Source organism: Microbacterium sp. AG157 (assembly GCF_003385695.1).
Taxonomy (GTDB): Bacteria; Actinomycetota; Actinomycetes; order Actinomycetales; family Microbacteriaceae; genus Microbacterium; species Microbacterium testaceum.
Window position 1 is genome coordinate 294,190 of the sequence record NZ_QRDK01000003.1, and the last position, 16,301, is coordinate 310,490.

The window sequence follows — 16,301 nt, forward strand, 5'->3', positions numbered from 1 at the left end:
TGGACATCGTGCGGGTGCGGTTCTTCGGCGGATTGAGCGTCGACACGGGCGAAGGGCACGTCACGGTGCCCGGCCGCGGGCAGCAGTCGCTCCTGCTGCGCCTCGCCGTCGACGCCGGCACCACGGTGGGCTACCGGGCCCTGGTTGAGGACATCTGGGGCCTCGACACCCCCGACGATCCCCGCGCTGCACTGCAATCCCTCGTCTCGCGCCTGCGTCGGGCCCTCCCCACCGGCACGGTCTCATCGGCCCCCGGCGGCTATCGACTCGACCTGCCGCGGACGGCGATCGACATCACCTGCTTCCAGGATCTCGTCGCCCAGGCTCGCTCCACGGGCGATGCCGCACCGGCGCGGGAAGCATTGGCCCTGTGGAGCGGTGAGGTGTGGACCCCGCACGACGGGTTCGACTGGCTCGTCCGCGACCTGCTCGAGGACCGATCGCACGCCGAGCGCGTGGTCGCCACCGCTCCCCCGCCCGTGGCAGGGTCGTTCTCTGCTGCCGATGTCACGCCCGCCGCCCTCACCGCCCTCGTGGGTCGCGGGGTCGAGCTCGATGCCATCCGCGAACGTCTGACGACGGATCGCCTCGTCACCCTCATCGGTCCCGGCGGTGCGGGCAAGACCACCCTCGCCGTCGAGACGGTGCGCGCGGTCACCGACTCGATCGTCGTCGAGCTCGCCCCGGCCGCCGCGGGAGACGTATGGACGGCGATCGCGGGGGCGGTCGGTCGTCGCATACGCCTCCCCGAGTCGGCAGGTGCGTCCCTCACCGCAGCCGAGCGCGTGGCCGAGGCCGTCACCGGTCGACGCGTCGTGATCGTGCTCGACAACTGCGAGCACGTCATCCACGAGGCCGCCGAGGCCGCCCTCGCTCTGCTGCGCATGAGCCCGGGAGTGCGCGTGCTGACCACGAGCCGCGAACCCCTCGGCATCCCGGGAGAAGCCTTCGTCGATCTCGGTCCGCTGCCGCCCGAAGACGCGGCCACGCTCTTCGCCCAGCGCGTGCGGTCGGCGCGGGGACGCGTTCCCGACGACGACGAGCGCGAGACCGCGCAGCGCATCGTGCGACGCCTCGACGGATTACCCCTCGCGATCGAGCTCGCCGCCGCCCGCTCCCGCACCCTGTCGCTCGCCGAGATCGACGCGGGACTCGACGACCGATTCGCGCTGCTGTCGAACGGGCCGCGGCTCAGCTCGCAGCGCCACCGCACCCTGCGTGCCCTCATCGACTGGAGCTGGGACACCCTCGGCGCGGGCGAACGCACCGCCCTGCAGGTCGCCGCGGTGTTCCCCGACGGAATCGGAGCGGCCGACGCTGCCGCCGTGGCTCGCGCCTTCGACAGGGGTGCCGCCGATTTCGACGCCCTCGTCGACCGCTCGCTGCTCGTCCGACGCGAGGGACGTTTCCGCATGCTCGAAACCGTGCGCGAGTACGGCCTCGAACGCCTGCGCGAGGACGGGAACGAGGTGCCGTTCCGCGCGCGGGCGGCCGCAGTCCTGACCCGTCTCGCCGCACAGCGCGAGCAGACCGTGCGCGGACCGGGGCTGCGAGCGGCCCTCGCCTGGTTCGACGCGAACGACGAGAACCTGGCCGCAGCACTGCGCACCTACGTCGACTCGGGCGATCGGAGAGAGGGCATCCCGCTGCTGCGCAACCTGCTGTGGCCCTGGGCGGTGCGCGAGCGCGGCGACGACCTGCGCCGCGCGGTCGGAGAGTTTGCCGACGCCGACGCCCCGCTCGACAGCGAGGCCCGGGTGGTGGTCGAGTCTCTCGCCCTCTTCTCCGCGTCGTTCCCCGAAGCCGGACGAACCGCGACCGTGACCCCCGAAGCATATGCGGTCCGCCGCGCCGAGCTCGAGGCGGCGGCGGCGGCGTACCCCTCCGAGGTGACGGCGCTGGTGGCCCCGCTCCTGCGGCTGGCTGCGACCGTGATTCTCGCCGGAGGCGGCGAGGGCGAGCGCACCTGGCACGTCGAGGTGACCGATGACGAGCTCGCCGAGGCTCCCCCGTGGTCGCGCGCGATTCTGCACGCCCTGCGCGCGGGAGCCGCCCAGAACTCCGGCGACATGGACGCACTCGGGGTCGAGAGCGCGAAGGCGTTGCAGATGTTCGAGATGATCGGCGACCCGTGGGGCACGGGTTTCGCCAGCCAGCTGCGCTCCGAATGGCTCGTGCTCGCCGACCGTCTCGACGAGGCGCTCGCCGTCATCGACCGCTCCGGCGACGCGATCCGCGGCCTCACCTCCGCGCCGGATCTGCTTCAGCAGGAGGCTCAGGCGGTCGGCATCCTCCTCCGCCTCGGCCGCCTCGACCTCGCCCGGCGGCGGGCGGCCGACATCGATCGTGCGGCGGCGGCGGACGGATCCGTTCGCGCGCTGGGGCAGGCGCGCATGACCGCGGCCCAGATCGAGATCGCCGCAGATGACGGCGACGCCGCCCTGCGCCAGATCGAGCGCATCGATCTGGCCGGGCAACCCGGCATCCCGGATCAGTTCCTCGCGTGGATCGACGCACAGCGGGCCCAGGCTCTGCTGCTCCTGGGGCGTTGCGACGAGGCCCGCGACGTCCTGCGCACGGGGCTCACGCGCGCCGCCGACTCGCGGGACCATCCCATCATCGCCATCGTCCTGCTCACGGTGGCGGGATGGAACGCGGCCGTCGACCGCCTCGACCGCGCCGAGGAGGCACTCGCCCGGGCGGACGCCGTCCGCGGAGGCTCCGACGAACGCGCCCCCTTCGCCGTGTGGGTACGTGAGCGCATGACAGCGGGCGCCGAGGTGACCCCGGCGCCCGCTGTCGGCATCCGTCCCGCTCTTTCGAAGGTGGATGCCGAGACCCTTCTCGCGTTGCTCGACTAGGCCTTGCGCATGTAGGCGCGCACCGTGAGCGGGGCGAACACCGCCACGATCACCGCCGCCCCGACGAGCGAGATGATCACGTCGGAGCCCGCCGTGCCGGTGTTGACGAGGTCGCGCACCGCGGTGACGAGGTGCGAGACGGGGTTCACGTCGACGAACCACTGCAGCCACGACGGCATGGTGTTCGAGGGCACGAACGCGTTCGACAGGAACGTCAGCGGGAACAGGATCAGCATCGAGATGCCCTGCACGCTCGACGCGCTGCGCGCGATGACGCCGAAGAACGCGAAGATCCAGCTGATGGCCCACGAGCACGCGATGACGAGCAGGCCCGCGGCGACCACGGCCCAGATGCCGCCGGCCGGTCGCAGGCCCATGATGAAGCCCATCGTGAAGGTCAGCACGGTCGCGATCGCGTACCGCACCGTGTCGGCCAGCAGCGCCCCCGACAGCGGGGCGATACGAGCGATGGGAAGCGAGCGGAACCGGTCGAACACTCCCTTGTCCATGTCTTCGCGCAGCTGCGTGCCGGTGACGACCGAGGTCGTGATGACGGTCTGCACGAGGATGCCGGGAATGATGATCGGCAGGTAGCTCTGCACGTCTCCCGCGATGGCGCCGCCGAAGATGTACGTGAACATCAGGGTGAAAAGGATCGGCTGCACCGTGACATCGATCAGCTGCTCGGGCGTGCGACGGATCTTCAGAAGGCCACGGCCGGCCATGGTGACGGTGTTCTGCAGGGTCTGCGCGAGGCTCGCGGTGCGGGGCAGGTCGCGGGTGGCGGTGAGGGCGCTCATGAGCGGGCTCCTTCCAGGTCGTCGGCGCTCTCGCGCGCGGCGGTGTCGTCGGTCGGCACACCGGTGCCGGTGAGGGTGAGGAAGACCTCGTCGAGGGTGGGCTGCTGCACGCTGAACTCGCTCAGGTGCAGCCCCTCCTCGCGGAACGCCACGAGCAGGTCGGTGACCCGGTCGGGGTCGGACATGGGCACCGTGAGGCGCGCGGCCTCGGGCGAGACGATGGCCGTGGCATCCAGCACTCGTCCGACGGTCGCTCGTGCGGCGTCGAGGTCGGAACCCGGCTGCAACCGCAGGACGAGGGAGGCCTGGCCGACGGAGGCCTTGAGCTCGAGGGCCGTGCCCTCGGCGACGACGCGTCCGCGGTCGATGACGGCGATGCGGTCGGCGAGCTGGTCGGCTTCGTCGAGGTACTGCGTGGTGAGCACGACGGTGGATCCGGATGCCACGAGCCGGCGGATCGTGTCCCACATCTGTCCGCGGGTGCGGGGGTCCAGGCCCGTGGTCGGCTCGTCGAGGAAGATGAGCGGCGGCTGCGCGATGAGAGAAGCCGCGAGGTCGAGCCGGCGACGCATGCCGCCGGAGAACTTCGCCAACGGACGGGATGCGGCCTCGGTGAGCCCGAACTCCTCGAGCAGCTCGCTGGCCTTGCGGCGCGCATCACCGCGGGACAGGCCCAGCAGTCGGCCGAAGATCATCAGGTTCTCGGTCGCGGAGAGCTTCTCGTCGACCGAGGCGAACTGCCCGGTCAGGCCGATGAGCTGACGCACGACGTGCGGCTCGCGGGCCACGTCGTGGCCGAAGATCTCGGCCCGGCCGCCGTCGGGTCGCAGCAGCGTCGTGAGCATGCTGATGGTGGTGGTCTTGCCGGCACCGTTGGGGCCGAGCACGCCGTAGACCGTGCCGGCCTCGACGACGAGATCGACGCCGTCGACGGCCCGGTTGGCGCCGAACGTCTTGACGAGCCCTTCGGCTCGGACCGCGGGAGTGCGGGTGGATGAAGTGGTCATGACGACAGGATGCGCCGGAGGCTCTGCCGCACCGCTGTCACGGCGGCGGGAGCGCTGTCACGGCGCTGTCACGACTCCCCCGAGACGACGAGAGACCGGATGCCACGGCCTCGGGCCACGGCATCCGGTCTCTCGTTCTCGCGGGTCAGGCTCCGCGCAGGCGCTCGGCCAGGTAGCCCTGCAGCGCGTCGAGACCGATGCGCTCCTGGCCCATCGTGTCGCGGTCGCGCACGGTCACGGCGTTGTCGTCGAGCGAGTCGAAGTCGACCGTGACGCAGAACGGGGTACCGATCTCGTCCTGGCGGCGGTAGCGGCGGCCGATGGCGCCGGCGTCGTCGAAGTCGATGTTCCACCCGGCCGAGCGCAGGGTGTCGGCGACCTCGCGGGCCAACGGCGACAGACGCTCGTTGCGCGAGAGCGGCAGCACGGCGACCTTGACGGGCGCGAGGCGCGGGTCGAGCTTGAGCACCGTGCGGGTGTCGGTGCCACCCTTGGCGTTGGGCACCTCTTCTTCGCGGTACGCGTCGACGAGGAAGGCCATCATCGCGCGAGTGAGACCGAAGGAGGGCTCGATCACATAGGGCGTGTACTTCTCGCCCGAGGCCTGGTCGAAGAAGGTGAGTGACTGACCCGAGGCCTCGGAGTGGCTCTTGAGGTCGTAGTCGGTGCGGTTGGCGACTCCCATGAGCTCGCCCCACTCCTTGCCCGGGAAGCCGAAGCGGTACTCGACGTCGATCGTGCCGGCGGAGTAGTGCGCGCGGTCGTCCTCGGGGACGTCGAAGCGCTTCATGTTCTCGGGGTCGATGCCCAGCTCGATGAACCAGTTCCAGCAGGCCTCGACCCAGTGCTCGAACCACTCGTTCGCCTCGGCCGGCGGGGTGAAGTACTCGATCTCCATCTGCTCGAACTCGCGCGTTCGGAAGATGAAGTTTCCGGGGGTGATCTCGTTGCGGAACGCCTTGCCCACCTGGCCGACGCCGAACGGCGGCTTGCGACGGGATGCCGTGAGCACGTTCGAGAAGTTCACGAAAATGCCCTGCGCGGTCTCGGGGCGCAGGAAGTACAGGCCCGACTCGTCGTCGACGACGCCGAGGTAGGTCTTGACCAGGCCCGAGAACGACTTGGGCTCGGTGTACTGGCCCTTCGTGCCGCAGTTCGGGCAGGGCACGTCGGCGAGGCCGTTCTCGGCCTTGCGGTTCTTGCGGGCCTCGAAGTCCTCGATGAGGGTGTCGGCACGGAAGCGCTTGTGGCAGCTCAGGCACTCGACCAACGGGTCGGTGAAGGTGGCGACGTGACCCGAGGCCTCCCACACGCGCTTGGGCAGGATGATGCTCGAGTCCAGGCCCACCATGTCGCCACGACCGCGGACGAAGGTCTGCCACCACTGCCGACGGATGTTCTCCTTCAGCTCGGTCCCGAGGGGGCCGTAGTCCCACGCGGACCGCGAACCGCCGTAGATCTCACCGGCCTGGAAGACGAACCCCCGATGGCGGGCGAGGGCGATGACCTTATCGAGGCGGGATTGTTCGGCCACGGTGGCTCCAATGGTCGGGAAAGTTGTGGGGATCGAGCGCGAGTGCGCGGCATCCAGTTTATCGAAGCGGCCCGTGTTCTTCCGGCCCGCCGGTCAGCGCCCGATCGCGCTCCGCCCGCCAGTTCTGCAGGTACGGCATCGCGGTGTTCGCCGCATGGGCGCCGCGGGTGGCGCGCGCTGCGACCGCCAGGGCCGCGGGGCTCTCCGCCAGCGTCGACGGCATGTGCGCGATCGGGTAGGGGAAGCGGTTGCGGAACATGTCCATCCACAGCAGCACCAGATCGCCCTCGTGCGCCAGAGTCGCTCGGGTGCGGGAGCCGCGCTCGTGCCGCTCGATCGACCATCCGCCGCGGTGGATGGTCGCCCGATAGTCGGGATCGCCGCCCCACGCCCAGCTTCCCCCTCCCCCTCTCGGGGTGAACGGGCCGCGCACGGCGAGGGCTGCGGCGAGGGCCTTCGGCGTCCACGGCGCGGGGAAGAACGTCGACAGACTCACGCCGAGAGCGAGCGGCGACAACAGCGCAGACACCTCGGCATCGTTCCGCGGCATCTCGGCGGCGAGGGCGGCGAGCAGCGCGACGGTCGTGGGCGCCGGCTCTCCCTCGTCGAGCAGGGCGATGAACGTCTGCAACGACAGCACGTACGACCGGTGCGCCGCGGCATCCCGGAACGGGGGAAGGGGGATGCCGTCGACCGCCGGACGACCCCACGGGACGTCCTCGCCCGAGGTCTCGCTGAGCCCCTCACGGCCCGGCCGGGCGCCCCGGCTCATCGCGTGATCCGCTCGCGCCGCACCGTGAACCGCTCCAGCGCCGCGGTGTCGATCTCGACGCCCACTCCCGGCCCGGTCGGCACGCGCACGTATCCGTCGTTGAGCACGGCCGGTTCGGTGACGATGTCGCGGTCGTAGAAGCGGGCGGATGCCGAGATGTCGCCCGGCAGCGTGAAGCCCGGCAGCGCGGCCAGCGCGGCGTTGGCGGCGCGGCCGATCCCCGTCTCGAGCATGCCCCCGCACCAGACCGGAACACCCGCCGCGAGCGCGCGGTCGTGGATCGCGACGGCCTCGAGATAGCCGCCGACCCGCCCGGCCTTGATGTTGAGGATCGCCGCCGACCCCAGGGCGAGCGCGTCAGCCGCCGCCTTGTCGGAGACGATCGACTCGTCGAGGCAGACCGGCGTCGTCAGTCTCTTCGCGAGGGTGGCGTGATCGACCAGGTCGTCTTCCTGCAGGGGCTGCTCGATCAACAGGAGCTCGAAGCGGTCGAGTTCGGCGAGGGTGTCGGCATCCCGAAGCGTGTAGGCCGAGTTCGCGTCGACCTGCAGCGGGATCGGCCCGAACGCCGCGCGGACGGCGGCGGTGTCGTCGATGTCGCGACCGGGCTTGATCTTGATTTTGATGCGCACGTACCCCTCGTCGAGGTACCCGCCGACCGTGTCGACCAGCGCCGCCGGATCGCTCTGGATGCCGACCGAGACGCCCGAGGGCACGCGGGTCTTCTCGGAGCCGAGGTACTGCGCGAAGCTGCGGCCCTCGGCGCGGAGGGCGGCGTCGATGACCGCGAGCTCGAGGCCCGCCTTGGCCATGCGGTGGCCGACGATACGGTGCAGCGCGCCGGCGACCTCCTCGGGCGCGACGATCCGCCGTCCGAGCAGCGCCGGAGCGAGGAACCGGGTCAGCACGTCCCACGCACCCTGCGTGTACTCGCTGGAGTAGGACGGCTCGGACTGTGTCACCACTTCCCCCCAGCCGCGGCCGTCGGGCGTCTCGGCGGTCACGATGATCACCTCGCGCACCGTCTCGGTGCCGAACGAGGTGGTGAAGGGAGACACGAGCGGCATGTGCAGCACACGCAGTTCGACCGCATCGAGGGTCACGGGCGCGGCGGGGCGGATCGATGGCATGACGGCAGGCTAGCGGGCGCGTTCGCGAACCGATCGCGCGGTGGGCCACGCTCCCGAGAAACCGGCTCTGCGGGCGTTGTCGTCGGGATCTGGACGGACGGTGCCGCCCATCTCTCAGGAGTTTCGCTCGGGCCCCGTCGGCGGGCGGGCGACCGTAACGCCCGCGCGCGCACCTGGCAAGGGACCGTGCCCCCGTCCGACGCGCGCGTAGCGTCGGCCGCATGAGCGCTGACTTCACCCCCCGCCACGCGATCGTCACCGGCTCCGACTCGGGCATCGGCGCGGCGACCGCCCTCGCCCTCGCCGACGCCGGCATGGACGTCGCCGTGACCTACCACTCCGATAAGGACGGCGCCGAAGAGACCGCCGCGGCCGTGCGCGAGCGCGGCGTGCGCGCGATCGTCGCGCAGTTCGACGCCACCGAGTTCGACAAGGTCCCGGATGCCGTGAACGCGATGGCCGACGAGCTCGGCGGCCTCGACGTCTTCGTGAACAACGCCGGCGGCGGCATCGGCGGAAGCTTCCTCGACCTCGACTTCGACACCTGGCGCACCGACATCTCGCTCAACCTCGACGGAGCGTTCCTCGCCCTGCACACCGCGGCTCGACGCATGGTGAAGACCGGCAACGGCGGTCGACTGATCGTGGTGTCGAGCGTCCACGAGCACCAGCCGCGCGTCGGCTCCGCCCCGTACGTCGCCGCCAAGCACGGCGTCGGCGGCCTCATCAAAACGATGGCGCTGGAGCTCGGGCAGTACGGCATCACCGCCAACGCCGTCGCCCCCGGCGAGATCGCCACCCCCATCAACGACATGTCGGCCGAAGACGCCGAGCGCACCCACCGCCCCGGCATCCCGCTCGGCCGCCCGGGCAAGCCCGACGAGGTCGCCGACGTTATCCGCTTCCTGGCATCGCCGGCGAGCGCTTACGTCACCGGCGCGAGCTGGGTCGTCGACGGCGGGATGCTGCACATGGGCCCGCAGGCGGGATCACACATGGAGTCGGACGCCTGGCGTTCGGCCGGCGAGGAGTGAGAACGATGAGCGACGAGAAGAGCTTCGAAGAGAACCGTCACGACCAGCTGACGAGCGCACCGAAGGCGACGGAGGAAGACGCGGCCCCGCGTTTCGACGTCTCGGAGCACGACGGCGTGACCCGCATCGACGTGCGCGACGACGCGGCCGTGCGTCCGGGCCCCGGCCCGGGCGACCCGGCCGCCGAGAAGGACACGCCCATCACCGAGCAGTGACGCCTACCCGACGATGAGGTAGCCGCGACGGTCGAAGCCGCCGATCCTGCGACCGGATGCCAGCTGCCCCTGCACCTCGTCGCGCACGCGCCGACGCCATTCGGCGGCTGCCGCCGGGTCGGTCGAGCGCAGAGCCTCGATGTCGTCGGGCACGGGCACGACCGCTGAGATCTCGGCATCCGTCGGGGTGGGCGCGGGAGGTTCGGCGAGCGCCCAGACGGCGAGCAGGCGGTCGGATTCGTCGCCGCGGTTGACGGCGTCGGCCATCTCGCCGTACTGGTTCACGAGGTACTCGGTGGCACGCGCGCCGAGCACCGCGAGATTGAAGTGAGCGTTGCGGCCGACGAGCGGGTCGAAGGTCCAGGTGATGCGGCCGACGCCGCGCTCGAGGGCCCAGTCGCGCTGGTGGTTCTTGAGCTGGCGCCCGAGACCGCGGCCCTGGTAGCCGGGGACGATGCCCGTGATGTGCGAATGCATCGACCGATCGGCTGGGGGGCCGAAGAACGCCGCCGAGGCGCCGATCATCTCGTCGCCGTCGAAGAGTCCCACGACGTAGTTGCCGGCGTGCTCGAGCGCACGCAGGATGTTGGCCGGCATGGTGCCCGACTCACCCCACACGCGGTCGAGCACGTGCGCGGCCTCGTGAATACCCTCGACCGTGTCGAGCGTGCGGATGTCGATGGCACTCATGCTCTCGATCCTTCCACCGTGACCCGTGTGGGTCAGCGCGGGAGGGTCCCACCGACGTGACGGATCGTGCGCCCGCGCTCGATGACGATCGCGATCCCGCCCACGAGCCAGAGCGGCACCTGGGTGAGGAAGGCCAGACGGAACGCGTCGAGAGAGTAGGTCTCGGGGCTGCCGGCTCCCTGCACGTCCATCGCGATGCCGATGAACAGTATGGCGAGCAGCGCCGCGAGGAACCCGCCGCCGTTCACGATGCCCGTCGCCGTGCTCAACCGGTGGCTCGGCGTGAAGGTGCGCGCGTGGTCGAAGGCGATCATCGACGCCGGTCCCCCGGTCGACAGCGCGAACATCAGCACGATCAGGAGCCACACCGGGGCGGGGCCCGGCCACACGATCACGACGATCCACATCACGGCCTGGAACACGACCGTCGGCAGCACGAGCCAGCGGGAGCGGCGGGTGGGGTGTCGACTCGACAGCGCCCCGATCACGGGGCCGCTGAGAATGCTGAACAGCACGAGCGAGGTCATGACGAGCGACGCGGTGGCGGGCTCGAGCCCCTCGCCCGCGGTGAGGAACGGGAAACCCCAGAGCAGCATGAACGCCGTGCCCGCGAAGGGCGTGGCGAAGTGCGACCAGAAGCCGAGGCGCGTACCGGGATGCGCCCACGACTCGCGGAAGCCCTGCCGCAGATCGGGCGACGACCGCACCACGCGGATCGCGCCGGTCTGCGTGTCGACCGACGTGTCGACGGGGTCGGCCCGACGTTCGGGCGGGCGGTTGCGGATGATCAGGAACGTGAGGATCGCGAACAGCAGGCCCAGCCCCGCGACGCTGCCGAAGGCGACGCTCCAGCTGGTGGCGTGCAGCAGGGCGGCCAGCGGAACCACGGCGACGATCTGACCGAGCTGCCCGATGATCCCCGTCAGCTGCACGAGCACGGGTGCCCGCTGTGCGGGGAACCACGTCGCGATCACGCGCAGCACGCTCGGGAAGATCGCCGCGTCTCCCGCGCCGATCAGGACACGGGCCAGGATGCCGATCCCCACGGCATCCGCCGACGCCATGACGAGCTGGCCCGCGGCCATCAGGACCATGCCGATCGCGATCATCGGACGCGCGCCGAAGCGGTCGAGCAGGAGCCCGACGGGGATCTGCATCGCCCCGTAGACGAACAGTTGGATGACGGCGAACATCGACAGCGCCGAGGCATCCGCACCGAAGCGCACCGCCGCATCGACTCCCACGGCGGACAGGGAGGTGCGGTTGATGATCGACACGACGTAGGCGAGCACGCCCACGCCCCACAGCGCCCAGGTGCGCCACCCCGGCCGGTCGAGGCGGAGGGAGCTGATCACGCGTTCCAGGCTATCGCCGCCCACCGACATCGGCGGCGGGGAAATCTCCGTTAGTGTGCCCGAGGGGGGCAAGAAATGACACGACCAGAACGTCTGCCGATCATCGTCGACGCACCGGCTGCGGAACCGAAACTCGATTTTCACAACTACGCGGAGGGGATTGCCGCTGCAGCGCTCGATGGCGAACCGGCGCGGTTCACCATCGGCCTATACGGCCCCTGGGGCACCGGCAAGTCGTCGCTACTTCAAAGCATCCGACTGAACATCAAGAAGGAAAGCGGACGAAACGGCCGCCCGGACGCGACGGTCGTTCATTTCGACGCGTGGCGCTATGAACGCGAGCCACATCTGATCCTTCCCCTCCTCGCGCAGGTCCACGAGGCGGTCAGCGCTAACGATTCGTGGCATATCAAGGTGCGAGCCAGTATCGGCAAAGCGCTCAGGTCGCTCGAGGTTTCGGCCTCAATACCGTTGCTCGCCGACATCACGCTCGCCCGCTCCACGGACAGCGAATCTCGATACGTCAACCCATTTCAAGATCTCAGCGCCATCGGCTCCAGCATCACCGATGGGAACGGCGCCCAGCGCATTGTCGTTATGGTCGACGACCTCGATCGCTGCTCCCCAGCTGCCGTCGTCAACGTCTTGGAGGCCATTCACGTCCTCACCGATATCGATGGATTTGTGTTCATCCTGGCACTCGATTATGAGTACCTCGTCAAGGCGATTCGCAAGCAGTACAAGGGAGCGGACGGACATCGTTTCATAGAGAAAATCGTGCAGATACCTTTTCGAATTCCTCAGCTGGAAATATCGAGCGACCGGCTCGAGGAGCTCATTGGTTCGTGGAGCTCCCTCCGATCCGAATGGTTCACGGGGGTCACGGATACGACCTTGGAAGGCGTCGCCCTCCTCGGACTCCGATCCAATCCTCGCCAGGTCAAGCGTCTACTCAATTCCTTCATGCTCACCCGGTTTATGAAGTGGGACGATACTGCGGGCGACCCGGACCTCCTGCTTCGCATCATCGGCCTGCAACTGGCTTGGCCGTTCTACTTCATTAATCTGCACCGGGACATCGCAGAGACACTTGCGAACTTCGACGACGACGAAGTGGACCCGTCGACAATGACCCTGCAGGTCGTACCCGCCGTGAGCGTCTTCTTGTCGGAGGATGAGGACGTGATTGCACGGAAGCAGTACGCCGCGAGCAGCGACCCCGACGTTCACCGTGATTTAAAACGCTATCTGGAGCGGTTGTTCGATCGAAATCAGAGCGCAGACCACCTCCGCAGGCTCATGGACATGACACGCGAGATAGTCGAGACGGAGAACGACGAACCGGCGACGAGTACCCGTTCGCCTCAATGGGATAATCAGCGAGAGAAGGTCGTCGCCGACCCCGCCGCCGTGGAAGACCTTCTCGAAGAGCTGACACAGGAGGCCGAGCGCGTTGCAGAGGATGTGGAGATTCGTACGCAGCGTACGTACACCGTTGCAAGATTCCTGGGGGGAAATCGCCGCCTTGTATTCGCAACCTTCTTGAAGAAGAAGGGCCGCGTAGACGTTCAGGTGCCACTGGTCGCAGCTGACGTTGACGACATCGACTTCAGCCTGCCGCGGAACATCGATCAAACGGACGTCACCACCCTCGGGTCGGGTGGAGTGCTCGTGCAAGTACGCCCAGGGGACGGTGAAGCACTGCGGGATGCGGTGCGTCTCATGCGCCGAAGTCTTCAGGACCGCGCCAGAAAGGTCGGCGTTCCTGTCCGGTGGCGTGACGACGATGCCCCCAGGCAAATCGAAGAGTAGCTCCTGACATCTTTCGCGCGCGTGTTCAGTGCCGAGCAGAGATACTTGACAGCCCTTTGCCGCATCGGCAGGGGGCGTGAAATGCCTCGCGGCAGTGTAGCGGGTACCGCGCTATTCGTGAGTTAGGTCGGCGCGCAGAGCGGCGCGTCAGGCCAGAACGTCCGCCATCTCGCGGCGGACCCGCTCGAGATGCTCCACGAGCGGGGTGCCCGCCGTGTCGGCCGCCCACTGCTCGAGGGCCGTCTGCAGCAGGTCCACCGCGACCCCCGCGACGACGCGCGCCCGCAGCGCGTCCACACCACGCGCGCGATACCCCTCGGTCAGAACTGCACGCAGATCGGCCTGCTTCTGCAGGTCCCGCTCACGCAGGGCGGGCTCGGACTCGATCACGCGGCGCGCGGCCGCCATCTCGCGGCGGCGGGGCTCGAAGCGCTCGGCGGCGAGGATCTGGAAGCCGCTCCACGCGATCGCGAAGGGCGGCACGTCGGCGGGGGCGGCCGCGAGCATCTGGTCGGCGAGCCGAGGGATCTCGTCGTCGCCGAAGAAGACCTCGCGCTTGTCGCCGAAGTGCCGGAAGAACGTGCGGCGCGTCACGCCGGCGCGCTCGACGATGTCGGGCACCGTCGTCGCCTCGAAGCCGCGCTCGGCGAACAGCTCCATCGCCGCCGCGCGGAGGCGTTCTCGCGTATCGGGTGCCCATCTGGCCATGTCGAAATCCTAAGTGACGACACGTGGTGTCATCACGTCTATAGTGAAGACACTCCGTGTCATCACGCGAAAGGCTCCCCATGCCCGCACACGCCGCCGCAATCCTCCCCGCACCGCGGGCCGCGCTCACCGTCACCACCGTCCAGACCCCCGCTCCCGCCGCCGACGAGGTGCTCGTGCGCGTGCGCGCCGTGGCCATCAACCCCGTCGACTGGGTCATCCAGGGCACCAGCCGCGTCACCTACCGATGGCTGAACACGCCGGCCGTCCTCGGCTCCGACGTGGCGGGCGAGGTCGTCGCGATCGGTTCCGCCGTGACCCGCTTCCGCGTGGGCCAACGCGTGTTCGGCCTGGCCACCGGCACCGACCGCGGGCGTGACCCGCTCCGAGAGGGCGCCTTCCAGGAGTACACGACCCTGGTCGAGCGCCTCACGGCCCCCATCCCCGACGACCTCTCCGACGAAGAGGCCGCGGTCTTCCCCCTGGGTATCTCCACGGCCGCGTGCGCGCTGTTCCAACCCCAGCTCCTCGGACTCCGGATGCCGGGCGACCCGGCGCCGGCCGCCAGCCGAGGCGTCGTGGTGATCTGGGGTGGCTCGACGAGTGTGGGGATGAACGCCGTCCAACTGGCGCACGCCGCCGGATACGACGTGGTGACCACGGCATCCGCGAAGAACGCCGGGACCCTGCGCGGGCTCGGCGCGGACGCCGTCGTCGACCACCGGTCGCCCACGGCGGTGGCCGACCTCGTCGCGGCCATCGGGGGACGACCCGTCGTCGGGGCGGTGGCTCTCGGCGCGGGTTCGACCGACGCGTGCATCGACGTGCTCGCCCGCACCGGCGGGGAACGCCTGGCCATGGCCAGCACGCCGGTCTCACTGGACTCGCTGGTCGGTCGGCGCCGCCTGTTCCCCGCGATGCTGCCGGTCTTCACCCGCATCGGCCTCGGAACGCTCCGCTCGACGCTGCGCGCCCGACGCCGTGGCATCCGGGCCGCCTTCGTCTGGGGCAGCAGCCTGCGCGACGACGACATGGGTCCCCGGCTCTGGGGCGAGGTCGTTCCGCGGATGCTGGCCGAGGGGGCGCTGCGACCGATGCCCGCTCCGCTCGTCGTCGGCGACGGCCTCGCCGCCGTGCAGGATGCCCTCGACCGGCAGCGCGCGGGCGTCTCGGCGCAGAAGGTCGTCGTGCGTCTGTAGCCGGCGTGGGGGCCGGGCGGAGACGCGGTCTGTCGGGCGTTGCGGCCCGTGGCCCCGGGGCGGTAGATGCACCCCCGGGGCCACCAGCGCGCCAACGCCCCCGACGCACGCGCCGTCCCACGCGCCCGCACCCCCACAACGCACCCGCCCCGAAACGCGACGGCACGTGGTCGGCGACGCCACCCGCGCACGGCAGAATGGTCCGATGGTCTCCGCGAGCCCCCACCTGCAGCCCGATCACGCGTGCCTCATCGTCCACGGCAGCGACACCCCCGGCATCATCGCCGCGGTGTCGGCGCTCATCGCCCGTCAGGGCGGCAACATCGTCGCCTTCGACCAGTACTCCGACGACCCCCGCGGCGGTGCGTACTTCCAGCGGGTCGTGTTCCACCGCCCCAACCTGTCGGTGGCCCTTCCCGACATCGAGGCCGATCTCGCCACGACCCTCGGCGAGGGCTTCGAGCTCGAGTGGACCCTGACCGACCTGTCGACGCCGAAGCGCATGGCGATCCTCGCGTCGAAGCAGGACCACTGCCTTCTCGATCTGCTGTGGCGTCACCGCCGCGGCGACCTGCCCGTCAGCATCCCGATGGTCGTGTCGAACCACACCACGGCCGCCGAAGACGTGCGCTCGTTCGGCGTGCCCTTCTTCCACGTGCCCTCGACGCCCGGTCCCGACAAGTCCGAGTCCGAGGCCCGCATTCTCGAACTGCTCGTCGGCAACGTCGACTTCGTCGTGCTCGCGCGCTACATGCAGATCCTCTCGCCCGACTTCCTCGACAAGATCGGGGTGCCGGTGATCAACATCCACCACTCGTTCCTGCCGGCCTTCATCGGCGCCGAGCCGTACAAGAAGGCGAAGCAGCGCGGTGTGAAGCTCATCGGCGCGACCTCGCACTACGTCACGAGCGACCTCGACGAGGGCCCGATCATCGAGCAGGACACCGTGCGCGTGACCCACGCCGACTCGGCCGCCGAACTCGCCCGCCGCGGCGCCGACGTCGAGCGTCAGGTGCTCTCCCGAGCCGTGCTGTGGCACGCCGAAGACCGCATCATCCGCCACGGCAACCACACGATCGTCTTCTAGGGACCGGATGCCGCACCCCTGCGGCCACGCGCGGTGTGGCACGCGCGGTCACGGGCGGTGCGCGTGACGCTGCGCCGACGCGAGGAGCCCCCGCGCA

General features: G+C 69.8%; 14 protein-coding genes. 6 read left to right on the top strand and 8 right to left on the bottom strand.

Annotated elements, in window-relative coordinates; translation table 11 throughout:
• The first annotated feature begins 8 nt into the window (after nucleotides 1-8).
• Nucleotides 9-2,861: an NB-ARC domain-containing protein gene (locus tag DEU35_RS10720; RefSeq protein ID WP_116239713.1), complete on the top strand. Its 2,853-nt coding sequence runs from the start codon at nucleotides 9-11 to the stop codon at nucleotides 2,859-2,861.
• Here the strand turns inward: DEU35_RS10720 and DEU35_RS10725 are convergent.
• The 5 genes from DEU35_RS10725 to menC form a co-directional block, all read right to left on the bottom strand.
• Complete coding sequence (locus DEU35_RS10725) at nucleotides 2,858-3,661, bottom strand: ABC transporter permease (RefSeq protein WP_116239503.1); 804 nt, start codon at nucleotides 3,659-3,661, stop codon at nucleotides 2,858-2,860. The genes DEU35_RS10720 and DEU35_RS10725 overlap by 4 nt on opposite strands.
• Entirely contained in the window at nucleotides 3,658-4,668 is a 1,011-nt protein-coding gene (locus DEU35_RS10730) for an ATP-binding cassette domain-containing protein (RefSeq protein WP_116239504.1), read from the bottom strand. The genes DEU35_RS10725 and DEU35_RS10730 overlap by 4 nt, the downstream gene beginning before the upstream one ends.
• A 145-nt stretch (nucleotides 4,669-4,813) precedes the next feature.
• On the bottom strand, nucleotides 4,814-6,202 hold the full coding sequence (locus DEU35_RS10735; RefSeq protein ID WP_103208019.1) for a glycine--tRNA ligase: 1,389 nt from the start codon (nucleotides 6,200-6,202) through the stop codon (nucleotides 4,814-4,816).
• 58 nt (nucleotides 6,203-6,260) lie between these two features.
• Nucleotides 6,261-6,974: a hypothetical protein gene (locus DEU35_RS10740; protein ID WP_116239505.1), complete on the bottom strand. Its 714-nt coding sequence runs from the start codon at nucleotides 6,972-6,974 to the stop codon at nucleotides 6,261-6,263.
• Nucleotides 6,971-8,104 carry an o-succinylbenzoate synthase gene (menC, locus tag DEU35_RS10745; RefSeq protein WP_116239506.1) on the bottom strand — a complete coding sequence of 378 codons (1,134 nt, stop codon included), beginning with the start codon at nucleotides 8,102-8,104 and terminating at the stop codon, nucleotides 6,971-6,973. The genes DEU35_RS10740 and menC overlap by 4 nt, the downstream gene beginning before the upstream one ends.
• 221 nt (nucleotides 8,105-8,325) lie before the next feature.
• Between menC and DEU35_RS10750 the strand changes: the two genes are divergently transcribed.
• Nucleotides 8,326-9,138, top strand: a complete 813-nt coding sequence (locus tag DEU35_RS10750; protein ID WP_116239507.1) for an SDR family oxidoreductase — start codon at nucleotides 8,326-8,328, stop codon at nucleotides 9,136-9,138.
• Nucleotides 9,139-9,143: 5 nt separating this feature from the next.
• The gene (locus DEU35_RS10755) at nucleotides 9,144-9,353 is read left to right on the top strand and encodes a multidrug transporter (protein ID WP_103208010.1); all 210 of its coding nucleotides are present in this window, start codon (nucleotides 9,144-9,146) and stop codon (nucleotides 9,351-9,353) included.
• A 3-nt stretch (nucleotides 9,354-9,356) separates the two neighbouring features.
• On the opposite strand, the gene DEU35_RS10760 is transcribed toward DEU35_RS10755, so the two are convergent.
• Together DEU35_RS10760 and DEU35_RS10765 are read right to left on the bottom strand one after the other, a co-directional pair.
• On the bottom strand, nucleotides 9,357-10,043 hold the full coding sequence (locus DEU35_RS10760) for a GNAT family N-acetyltransferase (protein ID WP_116239508.1): 687 nt from the start codon (nucleotides 10,041-10,043) through the stop codon (nucleotides 9,357-9,359).
• A 32-nt stretch (nucleotides 10,044-10,075) separates the two neighbouring features.
• The gene (locus DEU35_RS10765) at nucleotides 10,076-11,398 is read right to left on the bottom strand and encodes an MFS transporter (protein ID WP_116239714.1); all 1,323 of its coding nucleotides are present in this window, start codon (nucleotides 11,396-11,398) and stop codon (nucleotides 10,076-10,078) included.
• A 75-nt stretch (nucleotides 11,399-11,473) separates the two neighbouring features.
• Between DEU35_RS10765 and DEU35_RS10770 the strand changes: the two genes are divergently transcribed.
• Entirely contained in the window at nucleotides 11,474-13,210 is a 1,737-nt protein-coding gene (locus tag DEU35_RS10770; protein ID WP_116239509.1) for a P-loop NTPase fold protein, read from the top strand.
• 147 nt (nucleotides 13,211-13,357) lie between these two features.
• Here the strand turns inward: DEU35_RS10770 and DEU35_RS10775 are convergent, their stop codons facing one another.
• Complete coding sequence (locus tag DEU35_RS10775) at nucleotides 13,358-13,918, bottom strand: TetR family transcriptional regulator (RefSeq protein ID WP_116239510.1); 561 nt, start codon at nucleotides 13,916-13,918, stop codon at nucleotides 13,358-13,360.
• A gap of 80 nt (nucleotides 13,919-13,998) precedes the next feature.
• Between DEU35_RS10775 and DEU35_RS10780 the strand changes: the two genes are divergently transcribed.
• Together DEU35_RS10780 and purU are read left to right on the top strand one after the other, a co-directional pair.
• Nucleotides 13,999-15,117 (top strand): zinc-binding alcohol dehydrogenase family protein, encoded by a 1,119-nt coding sequence (locus DEU35_RS10780; RefSeq protein ID WP_116239511.1) that lies wholly within the window; start codon nucleotides 13,999-14,001, stop codon nucleotides 15,115-15,117.
• A 205-nt stretch (nucleotides 15,118-15,322) separates the two neighbouring features.
• The gene (gene purU, locus DEU35_RS10785; protein ID WP_103208587.1) at nucleotides 15,323-16,204 is read left to right on the top strand and encodes a formyltetrahydrofolate deformylase; all 882 of its coding nucleotides are present in this window, start codon (nucleotides 15,323-15,325) and stop codon (nucleotides 16,202-16,204) included.
• The last annotated feature ends 97 nt before the right edge of the window (nucleotides 16,205-16,301 follow it).